Raw genomic sequence first — 15,171 nt, 5'->3', positions numbered from 1 at the left:
GTTTTTCTGCCTGAGCCGCTGAGGGTAATTTGCGAGAATCTTCTTTATTCATTCCCGCATTGTAGCGTAATATTCCATTGCCGAGTTAATAACATAAAAATTAACGGAATCTCAATGTGTCAGGAGGTGGTCGCACATTAGAGATTGTTAAAAAAGTTTCTGGAACTGGGTTTTAGACACTTTAGCGCTTATAGAGGTATCAAGAATAATAGAAAATTTTTGACTGTAGTGGTCGCCGTAGCACAGGAAGCGGAATATTTCACTGCGGGAGTGGTTGCTGTGATATCAATTCATTCGCACACCCGATTCGAGGAGCTCCTGGCCGAGAAGAGACTAAAGATATGCTTCTGCCATATGTGCGGATATTCGATGTAGCCCGGCTACAAGCTCTGCCTCGGTGCAGCCAAAACCCAGTCTAATGAGATCTGGATGACCAAAACAAAGTCCAGGAACCAGCATGACGCCATGTTCTTTGGCCAGACTCCGGCAAAATCTCTCGGTGTCTTCAATACCTTTCAGGCTGGCAAAGCAGGTCACTCCGCCGAATGTTTCAGGCCACTTGAAGTTGTCCGCGTTTTCCTTCAGCCAGGAGTCCAAGATGGACCGGTTGCTCAGGGCAACCCTGCGCCGCTCGGCAGCGAGGGTAGGTGCGGTGACGATTACCTTGGCTCCGATGGCCTCAACCAGGGGGGACACATACAGCGTTGTGTAGTCTCTCAGTTCCACTGCCCGCCTGATAACTTCTGGCGGGGCAAAACACCAGCCTAACCTCAGGCCCGGAAGCCCATAGCATTTCGAAAGAGTGCCAACACTAATTGCTTTTTCATAGTTAAGCGCGGGGTTTGGCAGAGGCCCGTCTTCTATAAGGTCATTAAAGGCGGCATCCCACACAAGATAGGCACCAACTGCTGAGACGATGTCCAGCAGACTCTGCTGTTGTTCTGCAGTGATCGAGGCGCCAGTCGGATTATGCGGAAAATTTACTACCACCATCTTGGTGTCGCGGCCAATCAGCGCATTCAGATCCTCAAATCTGGGTTTGAATCCGGCCGATGGATCGAGGTGCCAGCGGCGAATATTACAGCCGAGCGATTCTGCGACGGTGCAGAGGGCGTGATAGCAGGGGTCAAGGACTATAACCTCGTCCCCTGGCGACAGGCAGGAGCTCATGATGTGATAGAGAACCTCATTTGACCCGTTCGCCGTCATCACTCGATCCGGGTCCCCGTCTCCGAACTGATCGGCAATGGCTTGTCGCAGCGCCAAGCATCCTCTGGTTGGGCTGTCATCAAAAACAATATTGTCAAGGTCTGTGTCGCTGACACCAGCTAACTTGCGGAGGTCGCGGAAACTATATGTATAGACTCCGCTACTGCCGAGATCGATCGGAGTGTCGAAGTAGAATTCTCGCATCCAGTGCTCGAGCGCAGCTTTTGGCAATTTACGCATAGTGATCTCCATTTCGGGCGTTATTGAGCCGTGTCGGTGTCCTGGATAGTGTATCGGTCAGGATGGTCAACCTGGTTCAGAATGTCCAGGTTACTGAGGGCCTAATTTGTGCCACCTTGAGCCGTCGACCAAGATGTTTTTATCCACATCTGTGCCATTTGATCAGCGATGAGGATACGGTAGTGTGTAGTGGCATAGTGAATACAAGTTGCATACTTAATGTGGCAGCAACTGTGATCGGGTCCGCGACGGAAGGCCGTTGGGGCAAAACGTGGGTCTACTTACTCAGTTCCCCAGAAGTGATTGAGTTCACGCGACAGCGCCTCGCCACTGCGGCAGGTGTGCAGCTGCCAGTGCTGCGGGTGGAGGGCGCGGTAAAAGGGATCGGCAAAACGGTAGTCGGCCAGGATCACCACGCCACGATCCGACTCAGTGCGAATTACCCGGCCGGCGGTCTGCAGAACCCGGGTCATTCCGGGGTAGCGATAGGCGATATCGAAGCCGTCGCCGGCCGAACTATTACCTGCATTGTCAAAGGCCTGCCGCAACAGCTCCTGTTCCTCGTTCATCTGCGGCAACCCCACACCCACCAGGATGGCGCCCACCAGCTGTTCGCCAACATAATCCACACCCTCGCCGAAGACGCCGCCCATTATCGCAAAGCCGAGGCTCCGGCGCCCCTCGCTGAAGTGTTCAAGAAATGCGGCGCGCTCGCTGTCGTCGGCACCGGGTTGCTGCTGAAGCAGCGGAATTTCCGCAAAGCGCTCTGCAAAGCGCTTCGCTACCTGTCGCAGGAACTGGTAGGAGGGAAAGAACACCAGGTAATTTCCCGGGCGGCTGTGATACACACGGGCCACCATATCCACCAGGGCATCGCTTGCTCTGTGCCTGGCCCGGTAGCGGGTATCCACATAGGGACAGAGATAAACGCCCAATTGCTCCAGGCGAAATGGCGACGGCAACTGCAGGTAGGGTGTCTGTGCCTGCAGGCCCAGCTGGCCATAGATGTAGGCCGCGGGGCGCAGCGTGGCCGAAAAGGCGATCACGGCGTGAAATTGCCGGAAACACTGCTGCAGAAAATGGGCCGCGTTCAGGCAGAGTAGCTTCAACTGCTGTTCCCGCCAGTGGGTATCGCGGGTTTCCGCGCGGGTCAGGCAGCGATGATCCTGTGACGCCAGCTGTTCGATACACAGATAGCGGTAGAGCGCTTTCAACCAGTCGCCGATCGATTCCGGTGGCGCCTGCGATTGTTCCCACAACTGGGTGACCGCTGCCACAACTTTGAGGGCGGCGCGGGTGATGGCTTCGGGCGGGCGCTCGGTGTCAGACAGGGTAGCGACCCAGAGATCGGTATTCTCACTGCTACTCTTCTGAGGAGTCTTGCGCTCCCGAAGCTGAACCACCCAGTTCCCCAGCGCCCGCACCAGAGACTGGATGCTGCGCTGCAGCGCCGGGTGCGAGCCTTTGCAGGCGGCAGCGGCGCGACGGCTGTCTGCGCGATTCAGGAGCGCCGTATACATGGACCGCGCGCGGTCACTGAGATTGTGGGCCTCGTCCACCAGCAGCGCCCGGCACACCCCCTGATCCTGCAGGGCAGTCAAGCGGACCAGGGGATCGAATACATAATTGAAATCGCACACCACCAGATCAACCCAGGGCAACATCTGCAGCGACAGCTCGAAGGGGCACAACTGCAGCCGGTCTGCCACCACGGCTATCACGTCCGGTGTCAGCAGCGGTTCGCCCAGCAGTTGCCGCCGCGCTTCCGGCAGGCGATCAAAAAAGCCCTGTGTGCGCGGGCAGATGCCGTCCGCATCGCGGCTACACAGTCCCAGGCTGCAGGCGCAGGTCTTGTCGCGAGCCTGGATTTCCAGCAGTGAGAGTTTCAGTCCTGAGTCGTGCAGCCTCGACAGGGTTTCCCGCACCACCTGGCGGCCGGAGTTTTTCGCAGTCAGGTATACCAGCTGTTCGACCTTTTCTTCAGCCAGCGCCTTGATGGCGGGGAAGAGGGTACTGACGGTTTTGCCGATACCGGTGGGGGCTTCGACCAGCAGTTCGCCGCCGTCGCGCAGGCAGCGGTAGGCCGCCACCGCCAGCTGGCGCTGCCCGGGGCGATACTCGGGGAAGGGGAATGACAGGGCGCGGGCTGAGTCACGCACCTGTGCGCGGTGTTGCTGCCAGTTGCGATGCCATTGCAGATACTGCGACAGTGCTGCCTTGGCAAAGGATTCCAGTTCCGGTCTGCTGAATTCGCGCAGCTCCGGGTAGGTTTTTTTCTCCTTGAGGTTGTGCCAGAGCATTTGCAGTGCGACGCGCTCGTCGTTGGCAGTTGACCAGGAGTCACCGCCGCGCTGCTGCAGTAGGTAACAGTAACCGTACATTTTCAGCTGCGCCCAGTGCAGCTGGCGCAGCGATTCCGGCAATCTCTCCGGCGGACAGTAGGTGGTCTTTATTTCATCCAGTTGTGCCGGCCGGTGGAGGTCCGCCTGCGGGTGCAGTATGTCCACTCGGCCGCTGAGTGTTACGGATTGCTCTTCACAAAGGCAGTGCACTTCGAGGCGATACTCGGCTTCGCTGCCGGGCGGGCGTTTTTTCTGCAGCTTTTGGTGCGCGCGAATCCCTTCCTGGGCCGAGGGCCCGGAAGGAGCATTACCCAGCAGGTCACCGCTGCGGCAGGCAAAGGCAACCAGGGCCCCGATCGATAGCGACAGGGTCGAACTGTCACTCGCGACCGGTGTACTGTTTCGTTCGCGCTCGTTCACGACGGCTGCCAGGTCACGTGCAGTACCCGGTGGGGGATGTCGTGGCGATCGAAAAATGCCATCCAGCGCAGCTGGTTCTGCTGCAATCGGTCGCCGGGTCCCTTCACTTCCACCAGCTCATAGCCGCCCCCGGCCGGAAAAAGGACCAGGTCCGGCAGGCCGCTGCGGTGGTGGGCGATATCAGCTAACAGGCGACTGAACAGTGGCCGCCAGTGGATGGCCGGAATACGGGCGAGCGCCAGTTCCAATAGGCTTTCCGGCAACGCCTCCCAGGCCACCAGTGGATTGGCGATACCCCATTTCCCGCGATAGGTTCGCCACACACGCTGCGCCCACTGCCCGTCATCGAGCTCGGCCAGGCGCTGCTCGAAAGCCGTGCGGCGCTGCGGATAGAAATCGGAGGTACGGAAGTCGCTGGGGGCGATCTGGAAGGGATTGCAGAATGCCCCGGCTACCGGGGCGAACAGTATGTCCCAGATATAGAGCCCCAGCACGCCGTTGATCAGGCTGTTTTCAACGTAGAAGCAGCGATCGCCCCCCGCGTTCCCGGATTTCTCCAGCCAGGCTGCTGCCAGCAGCTCAACGCGCTCGGTAGCCCTTGGCAGTACCACGGTATGAGTTGGCGGCCGATAGCGCGCCGGTACCTGCCATTCAGCGAGACATCCCACTTTCTTCGCTGTGCGGTAGCCGAAATTCTCCGCGAACACCCGTTCGGCTTCATCGTAGGGTGCAGCGAGTATCTCCCGACACAGGGCCAGCCCGGTGTCGATATCGCCGAGCCTGACCGCAATACGCGCGCGGCGCTCCCGAGCGGGCGGCCGTGTACAGCGCCGGTACAGCCGCTCGGCACCTTCGAAATCTTCGAGTCGCTCCAGCTGTCGGGCCAGGGTCAGGCGCAGGCGTTCCAGGCGGCGGTGCAGTGTGGCATCGCCTTCGATACCCGGAGGCAACTGCGCACACAGCGACTCGATGGCATCGGGACCGGCCTCCAATGTGCCATCCAGCTGCTCCAGGCATTTGTAATAGCGCAAGTGCTGCTCAATCTGCTCCCGGCTCTGGAATGGCAGTTGCTGTCGATCCAGCGGGTAATTCTCGTAGCGGTAGAGCCCCAGGTCGCGTAGTACATAGTCGGTGAGATCCTGGTTCAGGTTGCCGAAGAAACACAATCTGAAGGTGTTGAAATGCTCTGCCGCCTGCAGTGACAGCAGCGGTACATCGGCCACTATCGCTTCCCGCAGCGCCGCGGGGTTTGTGTCCCCGGAAAGGAGCGCGGATACCAGCTCTGCACGTTTCGGGGTGCGGGGCAGGGGCCTGGGGCTGCGGTCGAGGAGTTCAGCCTTGCTGAACAGTGGCAGCCACTCCTGTAGAGGCAACGGGGGATTGCGCTGCAGTAAACCGGCATCGGCCAGTCTTCGCGTGGCTCCGGGCAGGTTCTCTATCTCCGTGTAGGTCAGCTTGTCCAGCCTGAACAGGGGGCCGGCAGAGGAGGGCACGCCCTTGCGGGACAGGAGCCGCACATAGAGTCGCCGGCTGTTGATGTCCAGCTGCTGAAAAGTTCGGTAAAACCGCAGTTCTTCCGTCGAAAGCAGAGCTTCATAGCGGGATACCACAAACTGGACCAGTTTTTGAAAGTTGGTCAGGTAGTAATCCGGTTCGAGTTCAACGGGGGCGGTCATGTTCTACAGCTTGCTGATCGCGGTTGTCGTACTGGGCTCAGCTCGAAAGGGCTTCTGCCGTGATGATTTTTTTAACGGCGGTGATAGGAATCCTTACCGCCGCCAGGGGTCTGTATTTTTATACAGCATATTGGAGAAGTGAACAAACTCGAGGAGTGAGTTGCACGCTAACTGAAATGATTACGAAACCTGCGCCCGCCTGATTTGGCGTTTCCCTAGCAGTTCGATATGCACAGACGCCAGGGTCACCGACTCCGTTGATGTTGTTAAGGATGGCTGGGATGGCAGCCTCATTCTCGTTTGCCGCAGCTGTTAACGGTAATCCGGGTTCGGAAAGTCAGGCCGACATCCGGCATCCCACTCGGAGCGCTGATTTCCATGCGCCGGTATCCCTCCGGCGCCCTTGATCAAGCGCGCCAGGTGCATCAGGTTCCAGGTCATGAAGGTGGTGTTGCGGTTGGTAAAGTCGTTCTCCGGTCCACCGGAGCCGGGATCACGGTAGGATGGGCCGGGACCCGCCTCTCCCAGCCATGCCGCATCGGCCTGTGGCGGAATTACGTAACCCAGGTGCTGCAACGAATAGAGGATATTCATCGCGCAGTGCTTGGCCCCGTCCTCATTGCCGGTCACCAGGCAGCCGCCGACGCGACCATAATAGGCGTATTGCCCTTGATCGTTGAGATCCGAAGAATTGGCGTACAACCGCTCGATCGTCTGTGTGCAGACCGATGACTTGTCTCCCAGCCAGATCGGCGTGGTGACCACCAGGATATCTGCTTCCTTGACCGACTGGTAAATATCCGGCCATTCGTCGCTGTCCCAGCCGTGCTCGGTCATATTCGGATAAACACCAAACGCAATATCGTGGTCCACCGGGCGCAGGATTTTGACCGAAACGCCGTTTTTCTCCATGATTGAGCGGGAGATATCTATCAGCCCCTCGGTATGTGACAGCTCCGGTGTGGGTTTTAGGGTGCAGTTCAGGAAGAGGGCTTTCAGGTCCGAAGAATCCCACCGGCTGGACGCGCATTGTTCCAGCTGTTTTTTACTCAGTTCCATCGACCGTCTCCCTGTGATGAATCGCGTAGGTCCTATTCAAACTCATTGATGTGAAATGACGCAGCCTCACTGGACAGCAGCCGCCGCCTCCTCAACCAGCGCGATGATATCGTCGGCATGTGAAGCCATGGAGGCATGCCCCGCTTCCAGTGTGACTGTTTTCTGCGGTTTCATCCTCTCCGCAAACCAACGCTCAGTCTCCGGTGGAATCATGCGGTCATTCGCCGATATCTGGTACCAGCTCGGCTTTTCCTTCCAGGCCGGCACTCCGGATTTGTCTTCGAAACAGCGGGCGGCGATTGGGTTCTGACTCAAGGACATCACCAGTGCTTCGGTTTCGTCTACATCCTGGCAAAAATTTTCATGGAACTGCTCCGGATCCAGCCACAGGAATCCGTTGTCATCGGGACGAATGATCGCCGCGCCGGGAGGAGCTTCCCGCATCCCGAAGATGCCGCCGGGGTTCTCGCCCTCGTCGGGCGCAAATGCCGCCACATAGACGAGCCCGACGACATTGGGTAGATGACCCGCCTCAGTTATGACCATTCCCCCGTAGGAGTGGCCAACCAGCAGGGTCGGGCCGTCCAGCGCGGCCACCAGCTTGCTGGTGCGGTCTATATCGTCGGCCAGTGATGTCAGTGGATTCTGCACGGCACGCACGGCGTAACCGTCGGCGTGAAGCCTGGGGATAACATGGCGCCAGTGGGAACCGTCTCCCCAGGCTCCATGCACCAGTACGATATTCGGTTTCTTGCTCATAAGGAATTGCCTTCAATTCGACTAAAAATGTTGGCGGAGTTGTCGGAATCGACCATCAGTGCGAGACACTTCCCTGCCGGTCTGAAGCTATAGCATCGGCGCCATTGTTTTCTGTATCTCCCTGACAGGGATGGCCCCACAGGATACTAGTAGCCGATTGTCCGGTTTTCCGGAATCGGGTGATTTTTGGCGTTTTCCTAGTGGTAAATAATAATTTCTCCCATGTCGAATTTGGCCGCCCCTAACCGACTAAGGGGGGTACCGGCGCGATTCTATAGCCGTTCAATCACTTGAGGTGGCCCCATTCCGGTCCAACCCTAGCTGTTTTTCGAAGGCCGCCGCGAAGAAGCGGTGGAATTGGGCTGCGTCTGGTTGCGCTCGCAATCAGACACGATAACCATTGGATAAATCTCTAACTGAAGGGAGCACAGCATGTCGTTTCAGGCATATCTGGACAACATCGAAACCAAGACCGGTCTCACCCCGAGGCAGTTCATCAATCTGGTGAAGGAGAAGGGCTACGACAGCCCAGACACCAAGGCCGGAACCATCATCGCGTGGCTTAAGGCTGATTATGATCTTGGGCGAGGCCACGCCATGGCCCTGGTCCATGTGATCAAGAAGGGGCCCAAGATCGACGCTAAGCACGTTGGCAGCGACGGCGTCCATCGCGACGAGTCGGACACTCTCTGGTTGGATGGTATGCCAACCGGCCGACCTGACGATGAGACAAGCGATCCTCCCATTGTGGTGGAGCAGGGGAGTGAATAGCCCAGGTCTATAGCCACCGCCGTTCCTCACGGCTCCTTGCATCGTATAATCCCACTCTGAACGGACGAAAAAAACCCAACGCATCAACATGGAATTAGCCCGATGAGATTTCTGTTCACTCTGTTATTGCTGAGCCTTGCTTCAGCAGCCGCTGCCGAAGCGTCGCCCGGCCCCGCGAGTCGGGCCGACGCAGTGAAGATCATCGCCGGCCTGCGGGAGATAGTCACGGAGGAGGGCGTCCAGAGAACCGAAAAAGTGCGCATCGGCGGCATAGACCAATATGTATCTATCCGTTCGCACAACCCGCGCAACCCCGTGCTCCTTGTGCTTCATGGCGGACCTGGCTGGGTTGCCATGCCGACGAGCTGGTGGTTCGCCCAGGGCTGGGAAGAATACTTCACAGTTATCCAGTGGGATCAGCGCAGTGCCGGCAAAACCTATGCGGTGAATGATTCGGAAGCCATCGCTCCGACCATGACCGTGGAACGTATGCACCGCGACGTGGACGAGATAGTCCAGTGGGCGCGGCAGAGATTCGACAGGGAGAAGGTTCTTGTGCTGGGACACAGCTGGGGCAGCCTGTTGGGGCTCTCTCTTGCGGATAGGCATCCCGAATGGCTGCATGCCTATATCGGCGTTGCCCAGGGCGTCGATGCGCCCGAAAGCGAACGGCGCGGATGGCGCTGGACCATGGATCGCGCCGTCGCCGCGAATAGCAAGGAGGCGGTCGCCGAGCTTCAGGCCATTGCCCCTTACGGAGTAGATGATGGACACATTCCGATCGAGCATGTCATGACCCAGCGCAAATGGCTCAACCATTTCGGTGGCGCCGCCCACAATCGCCCCCATGCGGGATTTGAAGGTGCGGCCGTGGCGCTGTCACCTGTCTACTCAGACAAGGACCTGCGCCTGGTGTGGGAAGCGCAGGAGTATTCCGTTCGCCACCTGCTTTCAGCGGTGCTGACAACGGACCTCAGTCATATCATTGAACTTAAAACACCCCTGTTCCTGTTTCTCGGGCGGCATGACAGAAATGTATCATCGGCCGTTACGGCTGAGTGGTTCGAGAAGGTGAAGGCGCCGGCAAAGAAGCTTATCTGGTTTGAGCATTCCGCGCATGAGTTGATGGTAGAGGAGCCGGGTAAAACGCTTGTGTCTCTGGTGAACGAGGTTCTCCCCATCGCTCACAACACCGGTGATACCGGGCGCGAATAATGCGCCAATGACCGGGAAGCCTCGTCCAAGGTTAAACCCATCGCGGGTGTTCGTTCCGTATCGAAAGATCCCTGGGACTGGAGCGTGACACCTCGTAGCGGGTCACAACAAAATCGACCAGGGCGCGAAAGTTGGTCAGGTAATAATCCGGTGCACTTCAATCGGGGCGGCCATGTGCTACCGCTTGTTGATAGGTATAGAGATCTAGGGCTTGGCTCGAATGCGCTTCCGTTGTGATGATGTCTTGAGCGGTGTAATGGGAATCTCTCACGCCGCTGTCAAAAAACTGTATGGTTATACAGCATATTGGAGGGGCGAACAAATCCCAGAGAACGACTGCGTAGCCGTCTGGATATTTGGCGGGTCACAGGGAGCGTCAAAGTTAAGCAGGTGAGGGTGACGGCTTGGTGTCAAACCCAACTCTTTGATATTTAACGGTTTTTTTACCTGAGGTGGTGTTTTGACGTTTGATGACTAGAAGAGCTACAATTGTAAAACCAGTGACTAGGAGTATCTCCAGTCGATAAGCTGGTCCCTAGAAGCCATCAAGGTGATTTCTTCCAACTGCCCCACCTCTGGTGGGGTGGGTGGTTGAAAAAGGATATAGGTATAAATGGTAGAAGTCACAAGCCATAGATACTTACTTACTCCTCCAGCTCCCAACTCCAATCCTCTTCGTTTGTCTTGTTACTGATTATCTTCTTACCTTATCTACCTTCCCTCTTTGCTTAATGTAAGACAGAAGACAACGCTTGCCTTTGTAGGGTGGTCGTTGCATGCTGGAGGGCAAATGATCTAGTTCGTCAATCTTCATTCAAATCAAGGGGTTAGCGTGAGTCGCCGAAGCTTAGAGCAGGCATTTAATGCTGTATTTCACAACAAAGACAGCTTCGCTGAGTTCTGCTCGTTTCAAATATCCGATGAGATAGACGAGTTCCTGATCAAAGAGAGGAAGGTTTATCGAACCTCCGATAAATTTAAAGGTTATTTGCGTTTTATTGACAAGGTTATATTGCGCCACCTAACCCACAATAGTGATGTGGTGCACTCCTATATCAGAGAGAAAAGTGCATTGACCGCTGTACAGGCTCATGCGGGTAAGCGAGCGTTCTTCCTATCTGATATTAAATCCTTTTTTCCTAATATTAAGGAACTTGACGTTAGGCGGGTGCTTGAGCGAGATAAGAGTCAGATTCCCATAGCAGACTTTGATCGGTATATTGATCGATTTTCTCAACTGACTACCTGGGGAGGATCGCTGCCTGTAGGTTTTCCTACTTCGCCGAAGCTCAGTAACGGGTTTTTGTTTGAATTTGACAATGCTTTGCAAGATTACTGTGCGAAACACAACCTTACATATACTCGCTACTCTGATGACATCATTATTTCAGGCATGGCAAAAGATGCTCTGACCGACTTGCGTGAACAGGTACAAAAGTATTTGCATTTACACGCATCTCCTGCTCTATGTCTCAATAATGAGAAAACAAGAGTCACTCATATTGGCAATAAAGTCAAAATCTTGGGGCTTGTCATCACGCCTGATGGGCGAGTGACTATCGATACAAAATACAAACGCTCTATAGAAAGTTTATTGCATTTTTATACTACGGATAAGGATAAGTTTAATGATCTTTTAGATAGGTCATACTCCGATAAAGGTCGCTCTCTCTCTGATAAAGAGCGTTCTCTATTTGGCCTGCTACATTACGCACGCTCATGCGATCCCGTATATATAGAAAAACTCCAGAAAAAATATGGGGTTTTGGTTGTACGCACGCTCATGGAGGACAAGTGGAGTGACAACCGATAAAATCTCGATTCGCAATGTGAAAAATGTCACTCATCTTGATGTGAGGTTTGAATACCCCGGATCAAGTATCATCGTTTTAACTGGTAGAAATGGTGTTGGTAAGACGACAATTATAAAAGCATTTAAATTGCCGCGAGATCCCAATATTTTTGGGCGTTTTTCGGGAGATTTTGCCTTAAGAGAGGGAAGCCTGGTTGAGATAGAATTGGACGGCTACTCTAAGTTTACATTTACTTATAATGGGAGACTTAAGGCATTAGACACTAAGGATGGCCTGCCTGATGAGAGAGATTTGTTTTCTGAGCTGCCTATCCCATTCGGGGATCGCTTCAGTCGTTTTTCTACCATAGCTGGGCTTGATTCTGAGCTGAAGATAAGTATTGCATCCTCTGACTATAAAAACGCAGATGGTTTAATCCGGTTTTTGTCCGAAGTTTATTCTTCGCGCAAATTTGACGATCTTAAGCAAGCCAGAATCAAGGGCAATACATATTATTTCATACTCAAGGGAAATGATTATTACATTCGTGAAGACCATTTTAGTTCTGGTGAATACTTCCTGATACAGTTATATCGTCTGGTGACTTCCGGTGCTAAATTGATTCTAATAGACGAGGTTGATGTGGCTCTCGATGCGGTTGCTCAAGCTAACCTTTATTCAGCGCTTAGGCCGTTACTTCAAGTGTACGATGCACGGATTATACTTGTATCACACTCCCTGGAATTTATGAGTACCGTGGATGATGGAGGGTTGTATTATCTTGAAGAATGTAGCGGAACAATAAAGCTGGAGCAGTATTCTTTTGGATACGTGAAATCAGATTTATTTGGCTTTAAAGGCTATGACCGATATTTCCTGACTGAAGATGAAGTACTGGAGGGCTTTGTCGAGTACTTGCTTAAAGTTTTTCCGGTATCACATTATTATCAGCATACGACAATCGGGGTAAATGGAGCAAATCAACTTCAGAAATTAGTGGAGAAAAACGATAGAGATCAGATTTTTCTAAGTTCAGAAAATGTAATATGCATTGTTGATGGCGATGTGTTCCCTCAGTTAAGGGCAGATTACGACGGCCCGACACTCATTCTTTGCTCGCCGGTAAATGATATTGAAGTTTATATTTTTGATAATAGGGACAGTGTGCTGCCGGATGTTGATCTTCCGACTTATACTGAGTCGACTAATGTTAAAAAGGCATCAAAGGCGTATTGGAAGTATTTAACTGTTGACCAAAATATCAACAAAGCGAGGTTATATGGCCTGATCGTTGATTCTGAACCGAAAAAAGTGCGTGAACTGGTTCAGAAGATAAGCGATTTCCTTACTTTTGAGGGAGGAAAGAGGTGAAAGACTTAACTAGCCTACTATCAACTTGATTTTTGGGCTCGGTCGGTAAATTAGCGTATTCCCTAGAATCTCGCGCCTATCAGGCACGAAACAACAAATCCAGGCAATTGAAAAGCTTTCTATGAAAACCCAGATTAACCACAATATTACTATAGAAGAATTGTCCAGAAAGGTATCAGAATTCTCAGATGGTGATGAGGTGTTTGCTTTATTGGAAGTGGTATATGCAAGGAATCATGAGGGGAAATGGAAATTTTTGATTGGGAATTGTTTGTTGGGTAGAGGCGGTACAGGCTCTAAAGAAATCTATTCTGATTTTTCTTTTATTAAGGAACCTATTCAAAATCTCGATGTTAACCAAGTCATTGATGCCATAGACAATATAGGGGAGGATCTTGGAAGCGAATACTCGCCTATGGATTCAAGTAAAACCAGAAATCTAGCCTGCACTGAGTATATTGTTCCTAGTTATTGGTCAAGTGGGACGTTTCCAATTCGGCGTTTCTCCGTTAGTTTGGCCAGGGACACATTTTTTCTGAATGCTCCTCTAATCGGTTATGGTTTGCCATACCGACCATCTGCGCGCCTATATATTAAAGAGTTTCTTAATTTGGGCCGTTACCACGGTGAACGCGACGCGGATAATGGATCACTCTCGATAGATGTTGAAGATAAGCGAGCCCGCATTATCCTTCAGAGTGAGCAGATTAGAATTGATACGGATAACCCAGACTTAATGCTTGTTGGACAACTTTCAAATTCTGAGCTTGTAACAATAAAAAAGGGTCAAGCACACCCATCTGGAAAAATGGATGTAGAAACCTCAGATTTATGGTTGATCAACAAGAAAAATGAAGTGATTGACTTTATCTCAGCTTCTCATTGCTACTTTGCACACAGTGAAAAAGAAATTGGTGGTCCGAAGTGGGCTAAGTATATTAACTTAATTGAAAATGGCGAAAATCACACCTGTGAATTTAAGTCCTATATAAATTTGTCGGATGAGAAAAATACGAAAGCGGAGCAAGTTGAACGCACCGTGTGTGCATTTTCTAATGCGGCGGGAGGAAAATTACTGATCGGTGTAAGTGACGATGGTGTCATTGAGGGTGTTGGTCAAAGTGTGCGGCAGTGTTACCAGACGCCAGTTAACGTAGCTTTAGATTTGTATATTAAAGCGATCAAAAAGAGATTGAATGAAAAGCTTAGGGATGGTCAATGCGTTGATATCGGCGCGGTAGAAATAGGTGATAAGTACATCGTCGAAGTAGATGTTTCACGATCTAAAAGCGTTAATTATTATCTTGATACGAAACAGGGCTTTGTTAGGCGTGGAGCAACGAGTGCGAAGATGACCGCTGCTGATGAAAGGGAGAAACCACAAGAAGGAATTCACGAGTACGAATACTAGCATCTGTATAGTGAGGGCATCCAATCGATGAGGTTTCTTGATACCCCCCCCTGGGCCAGTTCGCATAATATAGAGTTAAGTAAGTTATTTTTTTGCCTATAACTCTAACGAATACAAGGACTTACGGCAGAACCTGAAACGGCATTCTGTCACTTTTTGCGACCGCTGCCGGTTGTTTTGCGCTTCTGCCCGCCGCTGGCTTTTTTGCCTTCTCTTCGGCTTTGATCGCCGATTCCGCTGCCTCCGCTAAATACGGGCCTGACAGCTCGTTCATTGCCCGCTCCGCCGCCAGGGAGAGCAGGACCAATTTCTCCGGAATTCCCAGTAATTCAGCGGCAATTTGTCCGGCGCGGTCGTTCATTACATACCGCTTTTTCTTCCAGTCTATGACGGTGGTCTGGCTGACCTCCAGCTCCTGCGCCAGCTTGTAATCCGACCAATCTGTTACTTTTTTGATCTGCTCGTACAGCAGCATTGTTTTGTACATGGGCGCAAAATCCGTTTATTCGATTTTGTTCTAATTCTGATCAGCTTTTGGGCAATTATCCCAAAATATCGCCAATCCTGCCGTTTTACGTACTTCGGGCCATATTGAGTAGTTCGGGTCACCCGAAGTAGTCTAGCCGCTCCTAAGTAATGGGCTTTGGCCCGGGTTCGCCCGGGTCTGTTTTGGGCCCGAACAATTATGGGCGCGGCACCTGAACCGCACCCAAATAAAAACGATTTTCTGATTACAGACCATTACACCCGGGGGCGGGCCATGCCGATAGCCGATATCAAGGCACCTGATCAGGTGCTCGACGAATCCCTACAACTGCATTTCCAGCTGATCGAAGAGCGGGCCATCAAGGTGGTCGACGCGATCGAGCGCAAGCAGGCGCTGCACGGTAGCCGGCTGCGCAAGC

The 15,171-nt window shown here is 52.9% G+C and carries 11 protein-coding genes; 5 read left to right on the top strand and 6 right to left on the bottom strand.

Going from position 1 to position 15,171, the window contains the following annotated elements:
• Positions 1-333 precede the first annotated feature (333 nt).
• From vioD to IG627_RS20125, 5 genes are all read right to left on the bottom strand, one after another.
• Positions 334-1,449, bottom strand: coding sequence for a capreomycidine synthase (gene vioD, locus IG627_RS20145; protein ID WP_193195024.1), 1,116 nt, complete (start codon positions 1,447-1,449; stop codon positions 334-336).
• A gap of 281 nt (positions 1,450-1,730) precedes the next feature.
• Positions 1,731-4,211: an ATP-dependent DNA helicase gene (locus tag IG627_RS20140; RefSeq protein ID WP_319024623.1), complete on the bottom strand. Its 2,481-nt coding sequence runs from the start codon at positions 4,209-4,211 to the stop codon at positions 1,731-1,733.
• The gene (locus IG627_RS20135) at positions 4,208-5,887 is read right to left on the bottom strand and encodes a VRR-NUC domain-containing protein (protein WP_193195022.1); all 1,680 of its coding nucleotides are present in this window, start codon (positions 5,885-5,887) and stop codon (positions 4,208-4,210) included. The genes IG627_RS20140 and IG627_RS20135 overlap by 4 nt, the downstream gene beginning before the upstream one ends.
• A gap of 312 nt (positions 5,888-6,199) precedes the next feature.
• Complete coding sequence (locus tag IG627_RS20130) at positions 6,200-6,946, bottom strand: flavodoxin family protein (RefSeq protein WP_193195020.1); 747 nt, start codon at positions 6,944-6,946, stop codon at positions 6,200-6,202.
• A gap of 66 nt (positions 6,947-7,012) precedes the next feature.
• Positions 7,013-7,705 (bottom strand): alpha/beta hydrolase, encoded by a 693-nt coding sequence (locus IG627_RS20125; RefSeq protein ID WP_193195018.1) that lies wholly within the window; start codon positions 7,703-7,705, stop codon positions 7,013-7,015.
• 432 nt (positions 7,706-8,137) lie between these two features.
• On the opposite strand from IG627_RS20125, the gene IG627_RS20120 reads away from it, so the two are divergent.
• The 5 genes from IG627_RS20120 to IG627_RS20100 all read left to right on the top strand — a co-directional run bounded on the left by IG627_RS20120 (position 8,138) and on the right by IG627_RS20100 (position 14,266).
• Positions 8,138-8,476 carry a DUF4287 domain-containing protein gene (locus IG627_RS20120; RefSeq protein ID WP_193195016.1) on the top strand — a complete coding sequence of 113 codons (339 nt, stop codon included), beginning with the start codon at positions 8,138-8,140 and terminating at the stop codon, positions 8,474-8,476.
• A 102-nt stretch (positions 8,477-8,578) separates the two neighbouring features.
• A complete protein-coding gene (locus IG627_RS20115) occupies positions 8,579-9,691 on the top strand; it encodes an alpha/beta fold hydrolase (RefSeq protein WP_193195014.1) in 1,113 nt (370 codons plus the stop codon).
• 832 nt (positions 9,692-10,523) lie between these two features.
• Positions 10,524-11,504 (top strand): reverse transcriptase domain-containing protein, encoded by a 981-nt coding sequence (locus tag IG627_RS20110; protein ID WP_193195012.1) that lies wholly within the window; start codon positions 10,524-10,526, stop codon positions 11,502-11,504.
• A complete protein-coding gene (locus IG627_RS20105) occupies positions 11,491-12,855 on the top strand; it encodes an AAA family ATPase (protein ID WP_193195010.1) in 1,365 nt (454 codons plus the stop codon). The genes IG627_RS20110 and IG627_RS20105 overlap by 14 nt, the downstream gene beginning before the upstream one ends.
• A 121-nt stretch (positions 12,856-12,976) precedes the next feature.
• Positions 12,977-14,266, top strand: coding sequence for an AlbA family DNA-binding domain-containing protein (locus IG627_RS20100; RefSeq protein ID WP_193195008.1), 1,290 nt, complete (start codon positions 12,977-12,979; stop codon positions 14,264-14,266).
• A gap of 121 nt (positions 14,267-14,387) precedes the next feature.
• Here the strand turns inward: IG627_RS20100 and IG627_RS20095 are convergent, their stop codons facing one another.
• Positions 14,388-14,753, bottom strand: a complete 366-nt coding sequence (locus IG627_RS20095) for a hypothetical protein (protein ID WP_193195006.1) — start codon at positions 14,751-14,753, stop codon at positions 14,388-14,390.
• Positions 14,754-15,171 lie beyond the last annotated feature (418 nt).

This window comes from Microbulbifer taiwanensis (assembly GCF_014904815.1).
GTDB lineage: Bacteria > Pseudomonadota > Gammaproteobacteria > Pseudomonadales > Cellvibrionaceae > Microbulbifer > Microbulbifer taiwanensis.
The sequence above is the reverse complement of the archived record's forward strand: the minus strand, read 5'-3'. Positions and strand labels throughout refer to the sequence as shown.